Source organism: Candidatus Pantoea formicae (assembly GCF_011752625.1).
Taxonomy (GTDB): domain Bacteria; phylum Pseudomonadota; class Gammaproteobacteria; order Enterobacterales; family Enterobacteriaceae; genus Pantoea; species Pantoea formicae.
Window position 1 is genome coordinate 680,361 of sequence record NZ_VWXD01000002.1, and the last position, 19,332, is coordinate 699,692.

At 51.3% G+C, this 19,332-nt stretch carries 16 protein-coding genes; 8 read left to right on the forward strand and 8 right to left on the reverse strand.

Going from position 1 to position 19,332, the window contains the following annotated elements; translation table 11 throughout:
* Positions 1-158: 158 nt before the first annotated feature.
* The 6 genes from hupB to bolA all read right to left on the reverse strand — a co-directional run bounded on the left by hupB (position 159) and on the right by bolA (position 7,467).
* The gene (hupB, locus tag F3J38_RS07895; protein WP_034828113.1) at positions 159-431 is read right to left on the reverse strand and encodes a nucleoid-associated protein HU-beta; all 273 of its coding nucleotides are present in this window, start codon (positions 429-431) and stop codon (positions 159-161) included.
* Between the two features lie 213 nt (positions 432-644).
* Positions 645-2,999: an endopeptidase La gene (gene lon / locus F3J38_RS07900; RefSeq protein WP_167136582.1), complete on the reverse strand. Its 2,355-nt coding sequence runs from the start codon at positions 2,997-2,999 to the stop codon at positions 645-647.
* 188 nt (positions 3,000-3,187) lie between these two features.
* Positions 3,188-4,459 (reverse strand): ATP-dependent protease ATP-binding subunit ClpX, encoded by a 1,272-nt coding sequence (gene clpX / locus F3J38_RS07905; RefSeq protein ID WP_167136586.1) that lies wholly within the window; start codon positions 4,457-4,459, stop codon positions 3,188-3,190.
* A 127-nt stretch (positions 4,460-4,586) separates the two neighbouring features.
* Complete coding sequence (gene clpP, locus F3J38_RS07910) at positions 4,587-5,210, reverse strand: ATP-dependent Clp endopeptidase proteolytic subunit ClpP (protein WP_013508134.1); 624 nt, start codon at positions 5,208-5,210, stop codon at positions 4,587-4,589.
* A gap of 336 nt (positions 5,211-5,546) precedes the next feature.
* Complete coding sequence (gene tig / locus F3J38_RS07915; protein WP_167136588.1) at positions 5,547-6,851, reverse strand: trigger factor; 1,305 nt, start codon at positions 6,849-6,851, stop codon at positions 5,547-5,549.
* Between the two features lie 301 nt (positions 6,852-7,152).
* Positions 7,153-7,467 (reverse strand): transcriptional regulator BolA, encoded by a 315-nt coding sequence (bolA, locus tag F3J38_RS07920; RefSeq protein ID WP_039330055.1) that lies wholly within the window; start codon positions 7,465-7,467, stop codon positions 7,153-7,155.
* 267 nt (positions 7,468-7,734) lie between these two features.
* Between bolA and F3J38_RS07925 the strand changes: the two genes are divergently transcribed.
* The 8 genes from F3J38_RS07925 (at position 7,735) to F3J38_RS07960 (ending at position 16,675) form a co-directional block, all read left to right on the forward strand.
* Entirely contained in the window at positions 7,735-8,313 is a 579-nt protein-coding gene (locus F3J38_RS07925) for a lipoprotein (RefSeq protein ID WP_034828101.1), read from the forward strand.
* A gap of 54 nt (positions 8,314-8,367) precedes the next feature.
* Positions 8,368-9,855: a muropeptide MFS transporter AmpG gene (ampG, locus tag F3J38_RS07930; RefSeq protein ID WP_167136591.1), complete on the forward strand. Its 1,488-nt coding sequence runs from the start codon at positions 8,368-8,370 to the stop codon at positions 9,853-9,855.
* Positions 9,856-10,295: 440 nt separating this feature from the next.
* The gene (gene cyoA / locus F3J38_RS07935; RefSeq protein WP_167136594.1) at positions 10,296-11,222 is read left to right on the forward strand and encodes a cytochrome o ubiquinol oxidase subunit II; all 927 of its coding nucleotides are present in this window, start codon (positions 10,296-10,298) and stop codon (positions 11,220-11,222) included.
* 4 nt (positions 11,223-11,226) lie between these two features.
* On the forward strand, positions 11,227-13,209 hold the full coding sequence (gene cyoB, locus F3J38_RS07940) for a cytochrome o ubiquinol oxidase subunit I (RefSeq protein ID WP_167136597.1): 1,983 nt from the start codon (positions 11,227-11,229) through the stop codon (positions 13,207-13,209).
* Positions 13,209-13,826, forward strand: a complete 618-nt coding sequence (locus F3J38_RS07945) for a cytochrome o ubiquinol oxidase subunit III (RefSeq protein ID WP_167136600.1) — start codon at positions 13,209-13,211, stop codon at positions 13,824-13,826. The genes cyoB and F3J38_RS07945 overlap by 1 nt, the downstream gene beginning before the upstream one ends.
* A complete protein-coding gene (locus F3J38_RS07950) occupies positions 13,826-14,155 on the forward strand; it encodes a cytochrome o ubiquinol oxidase subunit IV (protein WP_084935818.1) in 330 nt (109 codons plus the stop codon). Before F3J38_RS07945 ends, F3J38_RS07950 begins: the two co-directional genes overlap by 1 nt.
* Positions 14,156-14,166: 11 nt before the next feature.
* Entirely contained in the window at positions 14,167-15,054 is an 888-nt protein-coding gene (cyoE, locus tag F3J38_RS07955; RefSeq protein WP_084935819.1) for a heme o synthase, read from the forward strand.
* A 256-nt stretch (positions 15,055-15,310) separates the two neighbouring features.
* Positions 15,311-16,675 (forward strand): MFS transporter, encoded by a 1,365-nt coding sequence (locus tag F3J38_RS07960; RefSeq protein WP_167136602.1) that lies wholly within the window; start codon positions 15,311-15,313, stop codon positions 16,673-16,675.
* A gap of 61 nt (positions 16,676-16,736) precedes the next feature.
* Here F3J38_RS07960 and adhP read toward each other — a convergent pair whose 3' ends face one another.
* Together adhP and exaC are read right to left on the reverse strand one after the other, a co-directional pair.
* Complete coding sequence (adhP, locus tag F3J38_RS07965) at positions 16,737-17,771, reverse strand: alcohol dehydrogenase AdhP (RefSeq protein ID WP_176505736.1); 1,035 nt, start codon at positions 17,769-17,771, stop codon at positions 16,737-16,739.
* Positions 17,772-17,807: 36 nt separating this feature from the next.
* Positions 17,808-19,328: an acetaldehyde dehydrogenase ExaC gene (exaC, locus tag F3J38_RS07970; RefSeq protein ID WP_167136605.1), complete on the reverse strand. Its 1,521-nt coding sequence runs from the start codon at positions 19,326-19,328 to the stop codon at positions 17,808-17,810.
* Positions 19,329-19,332 lie beyond the last annotated feature (4 nt).

Here is a 19,332-nt window from a genome sequence, read left to right on the forward strand (position 1 = left end):
CAGTTGGCAACCATGCGGAGACAACAACCTTAGGCTATCGTCGCGCATCAAGAATAAAAAAGGCACATCAAAAATGATGTGCCCGTATGTTACATGAGAACGGCTTTTTCGTCCTCAATCCATAGAAGAAAATGCTTCAATGGATGTGTCAGCGGTCATTAATTGACGGAGTCTTTCAGTGCTTTACCTGCACGGAAGCCCGGTACTTTACCCGCTGGGATAGTAATTTCTTTGCCCGTTTGTGGGTTACGGCCAGTACGAGCAGCACGCTCACGTACAGAGAAAGTACCGAAACCAACCAGCGCGACTTCATCGCCGCCTTTCAGCGCGTCAGAAACGGAACCCATGAATGCATCTAATACACGTCCCGCTGCTGCTTTAGAAATGTCAGCGTCTGCAGCAATTTTGTCGATCAACTGTGACTTATTCACTCTATTCATCCCCTCTTTTATTATTCACATCGCACCCGCGCTTCCCGCCCGGTGCGAACGCGCAGCAAGTTATATCAAGCCTGTGGAGCTGAAACAACGGTATTCATCTTAATCGTTGATCCAACAGCCACCTAAATTAACGGCACAAAAAAAAGCTGGCAAGCACCATTTGGTCTGCCAGCTTCGCTTTTTAACGCTTTTTGCCGTTAATCACTATTTTACCGTCTCAACCTGCATACCATAAGGCGCATTTTCCAGTGCCAGGGTCAGCACTTCTTCAATACGCTTCACAGGATGAATGGTCAGATCGGCAATCACGTTCTGTGGAATTTCTTCCAGATCACGCTTGTTCTCATCCGGGATCAACACCGTTTTGATGCCGCCACGATGCGCTGCCAGCAGTTTTTCTTTCAAGCCACCGATTGGCAGTACCTGACCACGTAAGGTGATTTCACCGGTCATGGCCACGTCAGAACGTACTGGGTTACCCGTCAAACAGGAAACCAGCGCGGTACACATCGCGATACCCGCACTTGGACCATCTTTCGGTGTAGCCCCTTCCGGCACGTGGACGTGGATATCACGTTTCTCGTGGAAATCACCGTTAATGCCGAGTTTATCCGCACGCGCGCGAACCACTGTCAGCGCCGCCTGGATAGACTCTTGCATCACTTCGCCCAGCGAGCCGGTGTAAGTCAGTTTGCCTTTACCCGGTACGCAGGCGGTTTCGATGGTCAGCAGATCGCCACCCACTTCCGTCCACGCCAGACCGGTCACCTGACCTACGCGGTTTTCGGTATCTGCGCGACCATAGTCAAAGCGCTGCACACCCAAGAAGTCGTGAAGGTTTTCACCGTTAATCTTGATGCTCTTCTTGGTTTTATCCATTAACAGCGTTTTCACTGCTTTACGGCACAGCTTGGAGAGTTCACGTTCCAGACTACGCACGCCCGCTTCACGGGTGTAGTAGCGGATAATGCCGATGATGGCGCTATCGTCAACGCTGATCTCTTTCTCTTTCAGCGCATTACGCTCAATCTGTTTCGGCAGTAAATGCTGTTTAGCGATATTCAGTTTTTCATCTTCGGTATAACCCGAGAGACGAATCACTTCCATACGATCAAGCAGCGGTGCCGGGATGTTCATGGAGTTTGAAGTCGCCACGAACATCACATCAGAGAGATCGTAATCCACTTCCAGATAGTGATCGTTGAACGCAATGTTCTGTTCTGGATCCAGCACTTCCAGCAATGCTGATGCCGGATCGCCGCGCATATCGGACGACATCTTATCGATCTCATCCAACAGGAACAGCGGGTTCTTCACGCCGACTTTTGCCATTTTCTGGATCAGTTTGCCCGGCATAGAACCGATGTAAGTACGGCGGTGTCCGCGGATTTCCGCTTCATCGCGCACGCCACCCAGTGCCATACGTACATACTTACGGCCAGTGGCCTTCGCGATTGACTGACCGAGTGAGGTTTTACCTACACCTGGCGGTCCAACGAGACACAGAATCGGCCCTTTGATTTTGCTGACGCGACTTTGCACCGCAAGATACTCAAGAATGCGATCTTTCACGCGTTCCAGACCGTAATGGTCGGTATCCAGCGTTTCCTGCGCTTTCAGCAGGTCTTTTTTCACCTTGCTGCGCGCAACCCACGGCACCTGAACCATCCAATCGATGTAGCCGCGAACCACCGTCGCTTCTGCAGACATAGGCGACATCATCTTCAGCTTCTGCAACTCAGCTTCCGCTTTTTCGCGCGCTTCTGTCGGCATTTTCGCCGCATCAATTTTACGTTTCAGCGCTTCGTATTCGTCCGGCGCATCATCCATTTCGCCCAGCTCTTTCTGAATGGCCTTCATCTGCTCATTCAGGTAGTACTCGCGCTGGCTTTTTTCCATCTGCTTTTTAACGCGGTTGCGAATGCGTTTCTCTACCTGCAGCAGATCGATTTCTGATTCCATCATCGCCATCAGATATTCCAGACGTTCATTCACGTCGGACATCTCCAGCACGGACTGTTTATCAGCCAGTTTCAGCGGCATGTGCGCTGCTACGGTGTCGGCGAGACGCGCCGCATCGTCGATGCTGTTGAGCGAGGTTAACACCTCTGGCGGGATTTTTTTATTAAGCTTGATGTAGCCTTCAAACTGATTGATGGCAGTACGCACCAGCACTTCCTGCTCACGCTCTTCAATTTCAGGCGAAATCAGGTACTCGGCTTGGGCAACAAAATGGTCGCCATTATCGGCCAGCGTGGTGATATGCGCGCGCTGTAAGCCTTCGACCAGCACTTTAACGGTGCCATCGGGCAGCTTAAGCATCTGCAATACGGAAGCGACGGTCCCTACTGAGAAGAGATCGTTAATACCAGGTTCATCCGTTGAAGCCTCTTTCTGGGCAACCAGCATGATCTTCTTGTCATGATCCATCGCCGCTTCGAGGCAACGGATCGATTTTTCCCGACCAACAAACAACGGAATTACCATGTGCGGATAAACCACCACGTCGCGCAATGGCAACACGGGGATTTCAATGCGTTCAGAACGCTCAGGATTCATAGAGCTCTCTCTTAGTTTAATGTCCGCCAGGTGTATGGGTACAGCGCAATAGAAGTTTTGCAGTTAAACCCACAGGATATTGAGTATATGGGGATGCTTGGTCGACATTCAATGTCACGGGTGAGAGAAAAACAAAAGGGGAAAACATTTTCCCCTTTTTAAGATAACCACATGGTGCGATTGCTTATTTATTCGCCAGAAGCCTGAGCTTCATGCTTGCCATAAATCAGCATCGGCTCTGATTGACCGTCAATCACTGACTCATCAATCACCACCTTCTCAACGTCTTCCATTGAAGGTAGGTCGTACATGGTTTCCAGCAGTGCGCCTTCAACGATAGAGCGCAGACCACGTGCACCGGTTTTACGTGACATCGCTTTCTTGGCGATCGCCGTCAGCGCTTCATCACGGAATTCCAGCTCAACACCTTCCAGATTAAACAACGCCTGGTACTGTTTCGTCAGCGCATTCTTCGGCTCACGCAGAATTTGAATCAGCGCTTCTTCGCTCAATTCATTCAGTGTCGCCACGACGGGCAGACGACCAATAAATTCAGGAATTAAACCGAACTTGATCAAATCTTCAGGTTCAACCTGCGACAGCAACTCGCCTTCGCTGGCTTTCTGCGATTTACCTTTTACCGTTGCACCGAAACCAATACCCGATCCGGTTTCAACACGCTGGGAAATCACTTTATCGAGGCCAGCAAATGCACCACCACAGATAAACAGAATCTTAGAGGTATCAACCTGCAAGAATTCCTGCTGCGGATGTTTACGTCCGCCCTGCGGAGGAACAGCAGCCACAGTCCCTTCGATCAGTTTCAACAGAGCCTGCTGTACGCCTTCACCGGAAACGTCACGGGTGATTGACGGGTTGTCTGACTTACGAGAAATCTTGTCGATTTCATCGATGTAGACGATACCGCGCTGTGCTTTCTGCACGTCGTAATCACACTTTTGCAGCAGTTTCTGGATGATGTTTTCCACATCCTCACCCACATAACCCGCTTCGGTCAGGGTGGTGGCATCCGCCATGGTAAACGGAACATCCAGTAGACGTGCCAGCGTTTCAGCCAACAACGTTTTACCGCTACCGGTTGGACCGATCAGCAGAATGTTACTTTTGCCCAGCTCGATACCATTGCTGGTATCGCCATTGCGCAGACGTTTGTAGTGATTGTACACCGCTACCGCCAGCACTTTTTTAGCCTTTTCCTGACCGATGACGTAATCATCTAAATGATGACGAATTTCATGCGGCGTCGGCAGAGCACTGCGCTCGCGATGCGGGGCAACTTCTTTAATCTCTTCGCGAATGATGTCATTGCACAAATCAACACATTCGTCGCAAATATACACTGACGGCCCGGCAATCAGCTTACGGACTTCATGCTGGCTTTTGCCGCAGAAAGAGCAGTACAGCAACTTACCTGAACCGTCTTTGCGCTTATCTGTCATCAGCTAACCTCTTTTCGTTCTCAGACCCAATTTGGTGTACGGCACTGGCCGCACATCAACGGCCGATATTCATTCAACTCACCTGCCTACGCCCTTAACTATAGCGTAAGGGGCAGGCAGATGTGTCTTATTGGCGATGCGTCAGGATGGAATCTACCAAGCCATACTCTACCGCTTCGCTGGCGGAGAGGAAACGATCGCGCTCAGTGTCGCGTTCGATCTGCTCCAACGATTTGCCGGTATGTTCAGCCATCAATTCATTCATACGCTGTTTCACTTTCAGGATTTCACGCGCATGGATTTCGATATCCGTCGCCTGGCCCTGATAACCGCCCAGCGGCTGGTGAATCATCACACGGGAATTAGGCAGACAGAAGCGTTTGCCCTTCGTACCTGCGGTCAGCAGGAACGCACCCATCGAGCAAGCCTGACCCATACAGATAGTGCTGACGTCCGGCTTGATGAATTTCATTGTGTCATAAATCGACATCCCGGCAGTAATCACGCCGCCTGGCGAGTTAATGTAGAGATAAATGTCTTTTTCAGGATTCTCAGCTTCCAGAAACAGCATCTGCGCCACGATCAGGTTAGCCATATGATCTTCAACCTGGCCGGTCAGGAAGATCACACGCTCTTTGAGCAGGCGGGAGTAGATGTCGTAAGAACGCTCGCCACGCGAGGTTTGTTCGACCACCATTGGCACCAGCGCCATGTGCGGTGCAGTAAATTCACGATCGCCACTGTATGACATTACCGTCTCCTGATAAATTTCATTGGCAACATTCTGTACCGATATTACGTGAGGCGCGTCGGGAAAACTATGCGCTGCCCCCTCACTCCGACATAACAGGACGGTTAATCAGCCAGTCTCACTGTTTTCATGCATTCTCCCTGTATCTGGGGATGCTGCCCAGTTGTTTCAAGCATAACAACCTTTTGCTCAATCGCTAACACGGAAAAAGAGCTTAGCGAACAATTTGCCGATTAATTAAGCAAATAGAGGACAAATCTGTGTGCTTAGCCCCTAAAAAAGAAAAAGCCCGCGACTTTTCAGTCACGGGCTTAGCACTTTCGGTTAACTAAAGGATCAAGCCGCTGAGGTCTGGTTCATCAGCTCCTGGAAGTTAGTTGCTTTGTCGGTCACTTTAGCTTTCGCCAGTACCGCTTCAACAGCCTGCTCTTCCAGTGCGACGTTGCGCATGTTGTTCATCAGCTCGTTGTTCTTGCTGTAGAACTCGATCACTTCTTGCGGATCTTCGTACGCAGAAGCCATCTCTTCGATCAGCGCTTTAACGCGGTCTTCGTCAGCTTTCAGCTCGTTGATGCGAATCACTTCGCCCAGCAGCAAGCCAACAACAACGCGACGTTTTGCCTGCTCTTCGAACAGTTCACGCGGCAGCTCGAAAGCTTGCTTCTCGTTGCCACCAAAACGCTGAGCAGCCTGACGACGCAGAACGTCGATTTCGCTGTCGATCAACGCAACAGGTACGTCGATTTCGTTGGCTTCAACCAGACCATCAATCGCCTGAGTTTTCACGCGATTACGGATAGCGCCTTTCAGCTCACGGTCCATGTTCTTAAGCACTTCTGCACGCAGACCAGCAACGGAACCATCTTCAACGCCAAAGCGTTTGATGAATTCTTCAGTCAGTTCTGGCAGCTCGCGAGTTTCTACTTTCTTCAGCACGATTTCGAACTTCGCGTCTTTCCCTTTCAGGGTTTCAGCGTGGTAATCGTCTGGGAATTTCACGTCGATAGTGAAGGTTTCGCCCGCTTTGTGGCCAACAACACCTTCTTCGAAGCCTGGGATCATACGACCCTGGCCCATCGCCAGTACGAAGTCAGACGCTTTGCCGCCTTCGAACTCTTCGCCGTCTACTGAACCAGAGAAGTCGATGGTTGCGCGATCTTCAGCAGTCGCTGCAGCTTCGCTCTCTTTCCAGGTCGCCTGCTGCTTCTGCAGGGTTTCCAGCATGGTGTCGACATCAGCGTCGGTAACTTCAACAACTGGCTTCTCAACTTCGATTGCGTCCAGGCCTTTCAGCTCAACTTCTGGATACACTTCGAACTCGACCGCGTAGGTGAAATCTTCACCTTCTTTATACTCACCCGGCACGTAGTTAGGTGCGCCAGCTGGGTTGATTTTCTCTTTGATGATGGCGTCAACGAAGTTGCGCGTCATCAGCTCGCCCAGCACGTCCTGGCGAACAGAAGCACCGTAGCGCTGAGAAATGATGTTCGCTGGCACTTTGCCTTTACGGAAACCGTCGATACGGACTTTCTTAGCCACTTCCACCAGTTCTTTCTTCACTGCGCTTTCGATGCTGTCCGCTGGAACAGTAATCGAAATGCGACGGCCCAGACCCTGAGTGGTTTCTACTGAAACTGTCATCTTGTTACCTCAAAAAATCACGTGCTCGGTCAACTTCAGACACCACACATTAAATGCGCCGTATCCAACAATCGGGACAGCCTCTGCAGGCAGAACCTAATCCCTGTCACCAGAAGCGTCCCGAAGACATTCCGGAAAAATAGACGCCGCATTATAGCGGCATCGCTGGAATGAGTCGAGGCTGCAAACTCACCACTTTTTAGCGGTTTTGCTGCTTTTTTGCGCCATGGATCGCGTTTAAGGGTAATAAATGAAAAGAAAACGGCCCGCAGGCCGTTTTAAAGAAAGGATTTTGGCAGGTTTAGGCGAGGGTGCCCGCACCACGACAGTTTGGGGATGCCAGTACAGTGTCTTGCAATCCATCCCACTCTTTTTGTGTGTAGGTATGCAATGCCAGCGCGTGCACGCTTCCTGCCAACTCTTCCGTCAATTCGCCATAAATGGCGCGATGACGCTGCAGGAATCGTTGGCCGGTAAACAGGTCGCTGACAATCACGACTTTAAAGTGACTTTCAGAACCAGCGGGCACGTTATGACGGTAGCTCTCATCATGCACTTCGAGATGTGCAGGTTCGAACGCCTTACGCAGCTTTTCTTCTATTTGTTCGCGAATCATTGTTAACTCTCCTCAACGGCGAGCGCTGTGCCCATCTGTTTAAATATTAGTAGGTTTTTTGCCCATCCCGCAGGCGCACCGGAAATAATTCCAGATCTGCTGCGCATCTTAACGGGCTCATTCTTCAGGTCAACGCTGTTACGTGACCGTCTGTCCGAAAAAAGCCTTTACAATCAATTTCCACTGGCACGGGGCTTTTTTCGCCGTCGCGCAATGCTATGATGGCCGCAGTTTTGCAAACCAACCCATATGCTAACGAGAATGAGTATGTTGAAAAAACTGTTATTCCCTCTGCTGGCTGCTTTTATTTTGGCCGGCTGCGCCAGCAATAACACTACCCTGAACATTCAGCCTAAGATCCAGCTGCCACAGCAAGATCCTGGCTTAATGGGCGCGACCATCAGCGTTAACGGTGCCGATCAGCGTTCCGATCAGGCACTGGCAAAAGTGAATCGTGACGGTCAGTTAGTCACTTTAACGCCATCTCGCGATCTGCGTTTCCTGCTACAGGAAGTGCTGGAGAAGCAGATGACTGCACGCGGTTATATGATCGGACCTAACGGTGCGGTTGACCTGCAGATTGTGGTGAATGGTCTTTACGCTGATGTGACACAAGGTAACGTGCGTTACAGCATTACGACCAAAGCTGACATTTCCATCATTGCGACCGCGAAAAACGGTAACAAGCAGGTGAAAAATTACCGTCAGACTTACAGCGTAGAAGGCGCGTTTACCGCCACTAACGCGAAGATCACCAACGCGGTTAACTCAACCCTGAGTGACGTGATTGCTGATATGGCGCAGGACACCAGCGTTCACGAGTTTATCAAACAGAACGCCCGCTAATTCCTCAGCTATTCTGCCCGGCTATCTTTGGCCGGGCATCATTTCAGGTTGGTTATGACTTCTCATTATCTGCGTATTTTTACCCAACGTAATGCGGCCGTTTTGCTGCTATTGGGTTTTGCTTCAGGACTGCCGTTGGCCTTAACAGCAGGCACCTTACAGGCGTGGATGACCGTCGAGAATGTTGACCTGAAAACCATTGGTTTTTTCTCCCTTGTCGGCCAAGCATATGTGTTCAAGTTCCTGTGGTCGCCGATGATGGATCGTTATACCCCGCCGTTTCTCGGACGCCGCCGGGGCTGGTTGCTGGTCACACAACTGGCGCTCATTGCGGGCATCATCGCCATGGGTTTCATGCAACCTTCGCGTGACCTGACGCTGCTTGCCGCTCTGGCGGTGATCGTCGCCTTCTGCTCGGCTTCGCAGGATATTGTCTTTGATGCCTGGAAAACGGATGTGTTGCCGCCTGAAGAACGCGGCAGCGGTGCGGCTATTACCGTGCTCGGATACCGTCTGGCGATGCTGATTTCAGGGGGGCTTGCGCTTTGGCTGGCGGATCGCTATTTAGGCTGGCAAGCCACTTATTGGCTCATGGCCCTGTTGATGGTGCCAGGATTGATCGCCACCCTCTTGGCAAAAGAACCCGCAGCGCCCGCACGCGAACCCCACTCGCTTCGCCAGGCGGTATCACTCCCGTTAAAAGACTTCTTCCTGCGTAACAATGCCTGGCTTCTGATCACCTTAATCATCCTCTATAAGCTGGGCGATGCGTTTGCCGCCTCGCTGACCACCACCTTCCTGATTCGTGGCGTTGGATTCAGCGCTGGGGATGTCGGTTTAGTTAATAAAACACTCGGACTGCTCGCAACGATTGTCGGTGCGCTTTACGGCGGCGTGCTGATGCAGCGCCTGAGTCTGTTCCGCGCCTTGATGATCTTCGGCATCTTACAGGCCGTCTCTAACTTTGCTTATTGGCTGTTGGCCGTCACCCCTCCACATTTATGGAGTATGGCGAGCGCGGTGTTCATCGAAAACCTGTGTGGTGGCATGGGCACCGCGGCCTTCGTTGCCCTGTTAATGACGTTGTGCAACAAGTCTTTCTCCGCCACACAGTTCGCCCTACTTTCTGCGCTCTCTGCTGTCGGTCGCGTTTATGTCGGGCCTGCTGCGGGTTGGCTGGTGGATCTATGGGGATGGCCGACCTTTTATGCCTTTACGGTATTCGCCGGTGTGCCGGGGTTGTTACTACTCTGGGTTTGTCGCGGCACGCTGCTGGCCCTTCAGCAAAGCGGTGAGTTTGTGATGCGCAGCCTCTGGCCAGAGGGCTATCGCTGGACAGTGCGCTTATTTAGCGTCGGCTGTAGCCTGCTGGTGTTATGGTTGCTGGCGTTGGCGCTCAATGCCGCTGGCATTGCACAGATAGCGCACTGGCTTGCGCCGCTTTTTGAGGCTGGCATGGTGCTGGCACTGGTCGCTGTTGCGTTAGGGGTCATGCTGGACTGTTTGGCTTTGCGAAAGATGGCAAGTAACAATCTGAGTTAAGTATTCGTAATTTGCCAATCACTCAATATTTGGCTAAAAAAATAACGATGCACTCATTTTAACGAATAGCATTTTTTTCATCGCGAAAAAGAAACATTTAATTAACACCCGTAGATAATATTAAAATCCGGTGAGCAATTACTTTGTAGGAAATTCATCACCCAAATGCTACATAATTGTTAAATAAATGAGCATTAAAAGTACGGTTTATGCTTTCCCTGATTTTTCTACGGTTTCTGTCATCTGTTTTTGTTATATTGCCGCCAACTGCTTGTCGTAATTAATAATTTGTCACCCTGCGCAACATCTGTGACACCCTTAGCAAAAGGTGTCAACAGCCATCTGACACATCCTTAAGCTGGTTTACACTGCATAAACCTTCCCGTAAAATGCGCGCACACTTAAACGACAATAGAGCCCTTTGTCATTGAGGTCGTTAAATGAGACTCAGGAAATACAATAAAAGTTTGGGGATTTTGTCATTAATTGCAGGCGCTGTATTACTCAGTGGCTGTGATAGTGCGTTGTTAAATCCCAAAGGACAGATTGCACTGGAGCAACGTTCGTTGATTCTGACAGCTTTCGGCTTGATGATGATCGTCGTAATCCCAGCAGTCTTCATGGCGGTATTCTTTGCCTGGAAATATCGGGCATCAAATACTAATGCAACATATAGCCCTAACTGGTCACACTCTAATAAAGTAGAAGCTGTGGTTTGGACCATTCCGATCCTGATCATTATCTTCCTCGGTGTGCTGACCTGGAAATCGACTCACGCTCTGGAGCCAAGCAAACCGCTCGTCTCTGACGTGAAACCGATTGAGATTGATGTTGTCGCGCTGGACTGGAAATGGCTGTTTATCTACCCTGAACAGGGTATTGCAACCGTTAACCAGATTGCCTTCCCGGCAAATACTCCGGTGAACTTCAAGATCACCTCCAACTCCGTAATGAACTCCTTCTTTATTCCTACGCTCGGTAGCCAGATCTACGCCATGGCGGGCATGCAGACTAAACTGCACCTGATCGCCAATGAGCCAGGAACATTCGACGGTATCTCTGCGAACTTCAGTGGTCGCGGTTTCTCTGGCATGAAGTTCAAAGCCATTGCCACCAAAGACGATGCTGAATTCCAGCAGTGGGTTGATAAAGTTAAAGCGGCACCTAACGCGCTGACCAACATGGATGATTTCGAGAAACTGGCTGCGCCAAGCGAAAATCACCCAGTGGAATATTTCTCAACTGCGAATCCAGAACTGTTCAAGCAGGTTATTGATAAGTTCATGATGAGCCACGGGAAGATGGACATGCCAGAGCACAAAGGTATGGACATGAATCACGCCGCTGCTGCGGGAGCCGAGGAATAATACGATGTTCGGAAAATTAACACTGGATGCAGTGCCGTACCACGAACCCATTATCGTGGTCACTGTTGCTGCTATCATCTTGGGTGGTCTGGCACTGGTTGCCGCGATTACCTATTTTGGTAAGTGGCAATATCTGTGGTCAGAATGGTTCACCTCCATCGACCATAAAAAACTGGGTATTATGTATTGCATCATGGCATTCGTGATGCTGCTGCGCGGCTTTGCCGATGCGGTAATGATGCGTACCCAACAAGTTATGGCTTCCGCAGGCGAAGCCGGCATATTACCACCGCACCACTATGACCAGATCTTCACCGCTCACGGCGTGATCATGATCTTCTTCGTGGCGATGCCTTTCGTGGTAGGTCTGATGAACATCGCGGTACCGCTGCAAATCGGTGCTCGTGACGTTGCGTTCCCGTTCCTGAACAACCTGAGCTTCTGGTTTACTGCGATCGGTGTGGTCCTGGTGAACATCTCTCTGGGTGTGGGCGAGTTCGCACAGACTGGCTGGTTGGCTTATCCACCGCTTTCGGGCGCGGAATACAGTCCTGGCGTCGGGGTCGATTATTGGATCTGGAGTCTCCAGCTGTCCGGTATCGGTACGACACTGACCGGTATCAACTTCTTCGTGACCATTCTGAAGATGCGTGCGCCGGGCATGGACTTGTTCAAGATGCCTGTATTTACCTGGGCTGCACTTTGCACCAACGTCCTGATCATCGCTGCGTTCCCGGTACTGACCGTTACGCTGGCACTGTTGACGCTTGACCGTTACCTCGGCTTCCATTTCTTCACCAATGAAATGGGCGGTAACATGATGATGTACGTCAACCTGATTTGGGTTTGGGGTCACCCGGAAGTATACATCCTTGTATTGCCGGTGTTTGGTGTCTTCGCTGAAGTCACTGCGACCTTCTCTAAAAAGCGTCTGTTTGGTTACACCTCACTGGTGTGGGCAACCATCGCGATTACCGTACTGTCGTTCATCGTTTGGCTGCACCACTTCTTCACCATGGGTGCCGGTGCGAACGTTAACGCCTTCTTCGGTATTATGACGATGATCATCGCCATTCCAACCGGCGTGAAAATCTTCAACTGGCTGTTCACCATGTATCAGGGTCGCGTTGAGTTCCACTCAGCGATGCTGTGGACTATCGGCTTCCTGGTCACCTTCTCTATTGGTGGTATGACAGGTGTTCTGCTGGCGGTTCCAGGTGCGGACTTCATTCTGCACAACAGCCTGTTCCTGATTGCACACTTCCATAACGTTATTATCGGTGGTGTGGTGTTCGGTTGTATGGCTGGCGTGACCTACTGGTTCCCGAAAGCATTCGGCTTCACCCTGAACGAAAAATGGGGTATCCGTGCATTCTGGTTCTGGATCATTGGTTTCTTCGTTGCCTTTATGCCGCTGTACGCGCTGGGCTTCATGGGTATGACCCGTCGTATCAGCCAGGACATCGATCCTCAGTTCCACCCACTGCTGGTTGTTGCAGCAGGCGGTGCGGCACTGATTGCATGCGGTATCCTGTGCCAGGTTATCCAGTTCTGGGTCTCTGTACGTGACCGCGATCAGAACCGTGACCTGACCGGTGACCCGTGGGGCGGTCGTACGCTTGAGTGGGCAACCTCTTCACCTCCTCCGTTCTATAACTTTGCTGTGATCCCACATATCCACGAGCGTGATGCGTTCTGGGAAATGAAAGAAAAAGGCGAAGCGTACAAGCAACCAGAAAAATATGAAGAAATTCATATGCCGAAAAACAGCGGCGCAGCTCTGATTATCGCAGCGTTTATGACCGTATTTGGTTTCGCGATGATCTGGCACATCTGGTGGCTGGCTGGCCTTACCTTCCTGGCCACAATTGTGACCTGGATTGTGAAGAGCTTCGACGAAGACGTGGATTACTACGTACCCGTTGCTCAGATTGAGGAGCTGGAGAAGAAGCACTTTGATGAAATCAGCAAAGCAGGTCTGAAATAATGGCAACTGAAACTGTGACTAATCACCACCACGACGCCCATGCGGAGCATGGGCATCACGATGCAGGAGCCAATAAAGTCTTTGGCTTCTGGATCTACCTGATGAGTGACTGCATTATCTTCGCAACCCTGTTTGCGACCTATGCAGTTATGGTCAATAACACTGCCGGTGGTCCGGCAGGTAAAGACATCTTTGAACTGCCGTTTGTGCTGGTTGAAACCGCGCTCCTGCTGCTCAGCTCCATTACTTATGGAATGGCAGTGATTGCGATGAACAACCAGAACAAGGGTTCGGTCATCAGCTGGTTGGCATTGACCTTCCTGTTTGGTGCCGGCTTCATCGGTATGGAAATCTATGAATTCCATCACCTGATCATGGAAGGCTTCGGTCCTGACCGCAGCGGCTTCCTGTCAGCGTTCTTTACGCTGGTCGGTACCCACGGTCTGCACGTGACCTCGGGCCTGATCTGGATGGCAGTGATGATGTTCCAGGTTTCTAAACGTGGTCTGACTGCCACTAACCGCACCCGTATTATGTGCCTCAGCTTGTTCTGGCACTTCCTGGATGTGGTGTGGATCTGCGTATTCACCGTTGTCTATCTGATGGGAGCCATGTAATGAGTCATTCTGCTAACGAACATGGCGCTTCTCACGGTAGTGTGAAGTCTTACATGATCGGCTTCATCCTCTCTATCATCCTGACCGGTATTCCGTTCTGGATGGTAATGGATGGCGGCGCATCTCACGGTACCATTCTGGGTGTGGTTCTGGTGTGTGCAGTGGTTCAGGTGTTAGTACACTTGGTCTACTTCCTGCACTTAGACAGCAAATCAGAAGGTGGCTGGAACATGGTGGCCATTGTCTTCTCAGCACTCATCATTCTGATTGTTGTTGTAGGCTCACTGTGGATTATGTGGAACCTGAACTACAACATGATGGTTCACTAAAGAGTCGCGTAATGATTAAGCAATACCTGCAAGTAACAAAACCAGGAATTATTTTCGGCAATTTAATTTCTGTGATCGGTGGATTCCTGTTGGCTTCTAAAGGCAGCATTGATTACACCCTGTTCCTCTACGCACTGGTGGGTGTATCGCTGGTTGTCGCATCAGGTTGTGTTTTCAACAACGTGATTGACCGCGATATCGATATCAAGATGGAGAGGACGCGGAACCGTGTTCTGGTCAAAGGCCTGATCTCGGCGAAAGTAAGCCTGGTTTATGCAACCGCATTGGGTATTGCTGGCTTTGCGCTGCTGTATTTCGGTGCTAACCCGCTGGCCATGTGGCTGGCGGTGATGGGCTTCGTCGTATATGTAGGCGTTTATAGCCTCTATATGAAGCGTAATTCAGTCTACGGCACACTGATTGGTAGCCTTTCTGGTGCAGCGCCACCGGTCATTGGCTACTGCGCAGTCACCAACCAGTTTGATGCTGGCGCCCTGATCTTATTGGCTATCTTTAGCCTGTGGCAGATGCCGCATTCGTACGCGATTGCCATCTTCCGCTTTAAGGATTATCAGGCGGCCAACATCCCGGTTCTGCCAGTGGTGAAAGGTATCTCGGTAGCAAAAAATCATATTACGCTCTACATCCTGGCGTTTATGATTGCCACTCTGATGCTGACACTCGGCGGATATGCGGGTTACAAGTATCTGGTGGTTGCTGCGGCAGTGAGTGTGTGGTGGCTTGGGATGGCACTTTCAGGTTACAAAACCTCAAATGATAAAGTTTGGGCGCGTAAACTGTTTGTGTTCTCGATTGTCGCTATCACTGCATTGAGCGTGATGATGTCGGTTGATTTCATGACGCCGGCATCAAAAGACCTGCTGACTTACGTTTGGTAATACAGCTCCGCAACTCCAGAAAGGGCGCGAATTTCGCGCCCTTTCTTTTTGTTACCACTGCTTAATAACAAATGTTTTACCCGCCCTGCCCTGCTCCCTAAAATGAGAGCTAAATGCCCAAAATAATTCGAGATGCAGGCAGGCGGCAAGTATGTGAATCCCTGAGAGCTGACTAATGTCAGTGACCAGGGTGAACGTGCGCAGCCAACGCATCTGCGGCTTGAAGTATGAAGGGCATAAACTTACAGAGGTTGGAATGAACGACAATAAAATGACTCCAGTAGAGCTTAGGGCTACATGGGGTTTAGGCACTGTTTTTTCCCTGCGCATGCTGGGAATGTTTATGGTCCTGCCGGTGCTTACCACGTACGGTATGGCGTTACAGGGTGCCAGTGAAACCTTAATTGGTCTGGCAATTGGTATCTATGGTCTGGCACAAGCTGTATTCCAGATCCCTTTCGGTTTGCTTTCCGATCGCGTCGGTCGCAAGCCTCTTATTGTCGGTGGATTATTAATCTTTGTTCTCGGTAGCGTGATAGCCGCAATGACCACCTCCATCTGGGGTGTGATTCTGGGTCGTGCGCTGCAAGGTTCAGGTGCGATTGCCGCTGCTGTTATGGCGCTATTATCCGATCTCACTCGTGAGCAGAACCGTACAAAAGCGATGGCGTTTATCGGTATCAGCTTTGGCGTGACCTTTGCGATTGCAATGGTGGTCGGACCGATCGTGACCCATGCATTAGGTCTGCACGCCCTGTTCTGGATGATCGCTATCCTTGCCAGCCTCGGTATTGTCATCACGCTGCTGGTGGTGCCAAACGCGCCTAATCACTTACTCAATCGTGAGTCTGGCATCGTAAAAGGCAGCATTCGTGCGGTGCTCACCAATCCGAAGCTGTTAAAACTCAACATTGGTATTCTCTGCCTGCACATTTTGCTGATGTCGAGCTTTGTCGCACTGCCCGGCCAGTTTGAACAAGCAGGATTTCCCGCGTCTGAGCACTGGAAAGTCTATCTGGTGACTATGCTGGTCGCTTTTGTCGCCGTGGTCCCCTTTATCATCTACGCCGAGGTGAAGCGCCGCATGAAGCGCGTGTTCGTCACCTGCGTGGCACTGATCATCATCGCGGAGATCGTACTGTGGGGTGCGGCTGGGCATTTCTGGACCTTAGTGATTGGCGTACAACTGTTCTTCCTCGCCTTCAACCTGATGGAAGCGATTCTGCCTTCGCTGATCAGTAAAGAATCACCGCCGGGCTACAAAGGCACAGCGATGGGCATTTACTCCACCAGCCAGTTTATTGGCGTGGCGATTGGCGGCAGTTTAGGCGGTTGGATTTTCGGTCACTTTGACGCGCAAACCGTGTTCCTGGTCGGCGCGATTGTCGCAGCTGCATGGCTGTTTGTGGCGATGTCGATGCAGGAGCCGCCTTACGTCAGCAGCCTGCGTATGGTACTTAGTGATACCGTATTGGCGGTACCTAACCTTGAGAAACGTTTAAAAGCGCAACCGGGTGTCTCTTCGGTCTTTATCGTGCCGGAAGAGAAAAGTGCCTACATCAAAATAGACAGTAAAGTGACGAGCCGCGTCGAAATCGAAGCACTGCTCGCCAGCTGTTAGTTAGCAGTCATACACTCTGTGGCGGAGCGATTAACCGCACCGCCACAAACCATCACGCTAATTAAAGCGACATATCCACCACGATACGCCCTTCAATCTTACCTGCGTGCATACGTGCGAAGATGTCGTTGATGTTGGTTAACGGCTCAACCGCCACGTTGGCTTTCACTTTATGGCGACCGGCAAAATCCAACGCTTCCTGCAGATCTTTACGCGTGCCGACAATCGAACCGCGCACCGTTATCCCGTCCAGCACCATATCGAAAATCGACAGATCAAATTTACCCGGTGGCAAACCGTTCAGCACCATAGTGCCACCACGACGCATGGTGCCAATCGCCTGTTCAAAGGCTTTAGGAGAGACAGCCGTCACCAGCACGCCATGTGCTCCGCCGAAGCTTTCCTGGAAAACTTTGGCCGGATCGACATTCTTCGCATTCGCCACCACGCTCGCACCAAGGCGCTTAGCAAATGCCAGCTTTTCATCATCAATATCTACTGCCGCCACGTTCAGCCCCATGGCTACGGCGTACTGCACCGCCATATGCCCTAAGCCGCCAATGCCTGACACCACAACCCAGTCACCGGGTTTGGTATCCGTCATTTTTAGCCCTTTATACACGGTGACGCCTGCACAAAGGATCGGCGCGATTTCGTTGTAATCGATATTTTCCGGGATAATCCCGACATAGTTCGCATCCGCCAGGCAATATTCCGCGAAACTGCCGTTGACTGAATAGCCCGCATTTTGTTGTGAAAGACACAGTGTTTCCCAACTATCAAGGCAGTGCTCACAATGCCCACAGGCAGAATAGAGCCATGGCACCCCCACGCGATCGCCCAGCTTGAGGTGTTTCACGCCCTCACCCAGCGCCACAACCTGTCCGACACCTTCATGGCCGGGAATAAACGGGGGATTCGGCTTAATTGGCCAGTCGCCTTCAGCCGCGTGGAGATCCGTATGACACACGCCAGTCGCGGCGATTTTTACCAGAATCTGCCCCGGCCCGACTTGCGGTACCGGCACTTGCTCAATCACTAAGGGTTCGCCAAACGCTTTTACAACGGCGGCTTTCATGGTGGTTTTGATTTGCATATTCATCTTTCACTCTCCATTTGATCGGATGCGGACTCAGAACAGGCCCAAAGGCGCAGTGCCATAGCTGACCAGCAGATTTTTGGTTTGTTGATAGGCGCTCAGCGCCATTTTGTGCGTCTCGCGTCCCACACCCGATTGCTTATAGCCACCGAAGGCCGCGTGTGCGGGATAGATGTGATAGCAGTTAGTCCAAACGCGACCCGCCTTGATACCCCTGCCCATCCGGTATGCCAGGTTAGTGTCTCGCGTCCACACCCCCGCGCCGAGGCCAAACTGCGTTTCGTTGGCGATAGCCAAAGCTTCGGCTTCATCTTTAAAGGTGGTGATGCCAATGACGGGCCCAAAAATCTCTTCCTGGAAACAACGCATCTGGTTTGTGCCTTTGATCAGGGTTGGCTGGATATAGAATCCGTTATCCAGTTCAGCAGCGACGCTGGCGCGATCGCCCCCTGTAAGAATTTGCCCGCCTTCATCACGTGCAATGTTGATATAAGACAGGATTTTGTCGAATTGCTGGCGTGATGCCTGAGCACCAATCATGGTGTCGGTATCCAGCGGATCACCACGGCGGATATTCGCCACCTTATCCATCACGCGCGCCATGAAGGCGTCGTAAATGGATTCATGAATCAACGCTCGCGAAGGGCAAGTACAGACTTCGCCCTGATTGAAGAAACCGAGCACCAGCCCTTCCACCGCTTTATCGATAAAGTCAGCTTCGCCGTCCATCACATCGGCAAAGTAGATATTCGGCGATTTGCCACCCAGCTCAACCGTGCAAGGAATGATGTTTTCAGCGGCACACGCCATGATATGACGCCCGACCGGCGTTGAACCGGTAAACGCGATTTTGGCAATACGTTTGCTGGTCGCCAGTGCTTCACCGGCTTCGCGACCAAACCCCTGCACCACATTCAGCACACCGGCCGGGAACAGGTCGCCAATCAACTCCATCAGCAGCGTAATCGCGAGCGGCGTTTGTTCAGCCGGTTTCAGCACCACGCAGTTACCTGCAGCCAGAGCAGGAGCCAGTTTCCACGCCGCCATTAACAGCGGGAAGTTCCACGGGATGATCTGCCCGACCACGCCCAGCGGTTCATGGAAGTGATACGCGACGGTGGTTTCATCAATCTCAGCGGTACTGCCTTCCTGCGCACGCAGACAACCGGCGAAGTAGCGGAAATGATCCACCGCCAGCGGCAGGTCAGCATTCAGTGTTTCACGGATAGGTTTACCGTTGTCCCAGCTCTCTGCCACGGACAACATTTCGAGATTTTTTTCAATGCAGTCGGCCACCTGAAGCAGCAGATTGGCACGCTGTTGTACGCTGGTTTTTCCCCAGGCGTCAGCGGCCTGATGAGCAGCGTCCAATGCCAAATCGATATCGCGCGCATCCGAACGAGGGAACTGGGCAATATCGCTGCCATCAACTGGCGAGGTGTTAGTGAAATATTGGCCGCTGAGCGGCTCTATGAATTTGCCCGCAATAAAATTGCCGTAGGTCGCTTTAAAGCTGACCAAAGCGCCGGGCGTGCCGGGATGTGCATAACGCATCGCA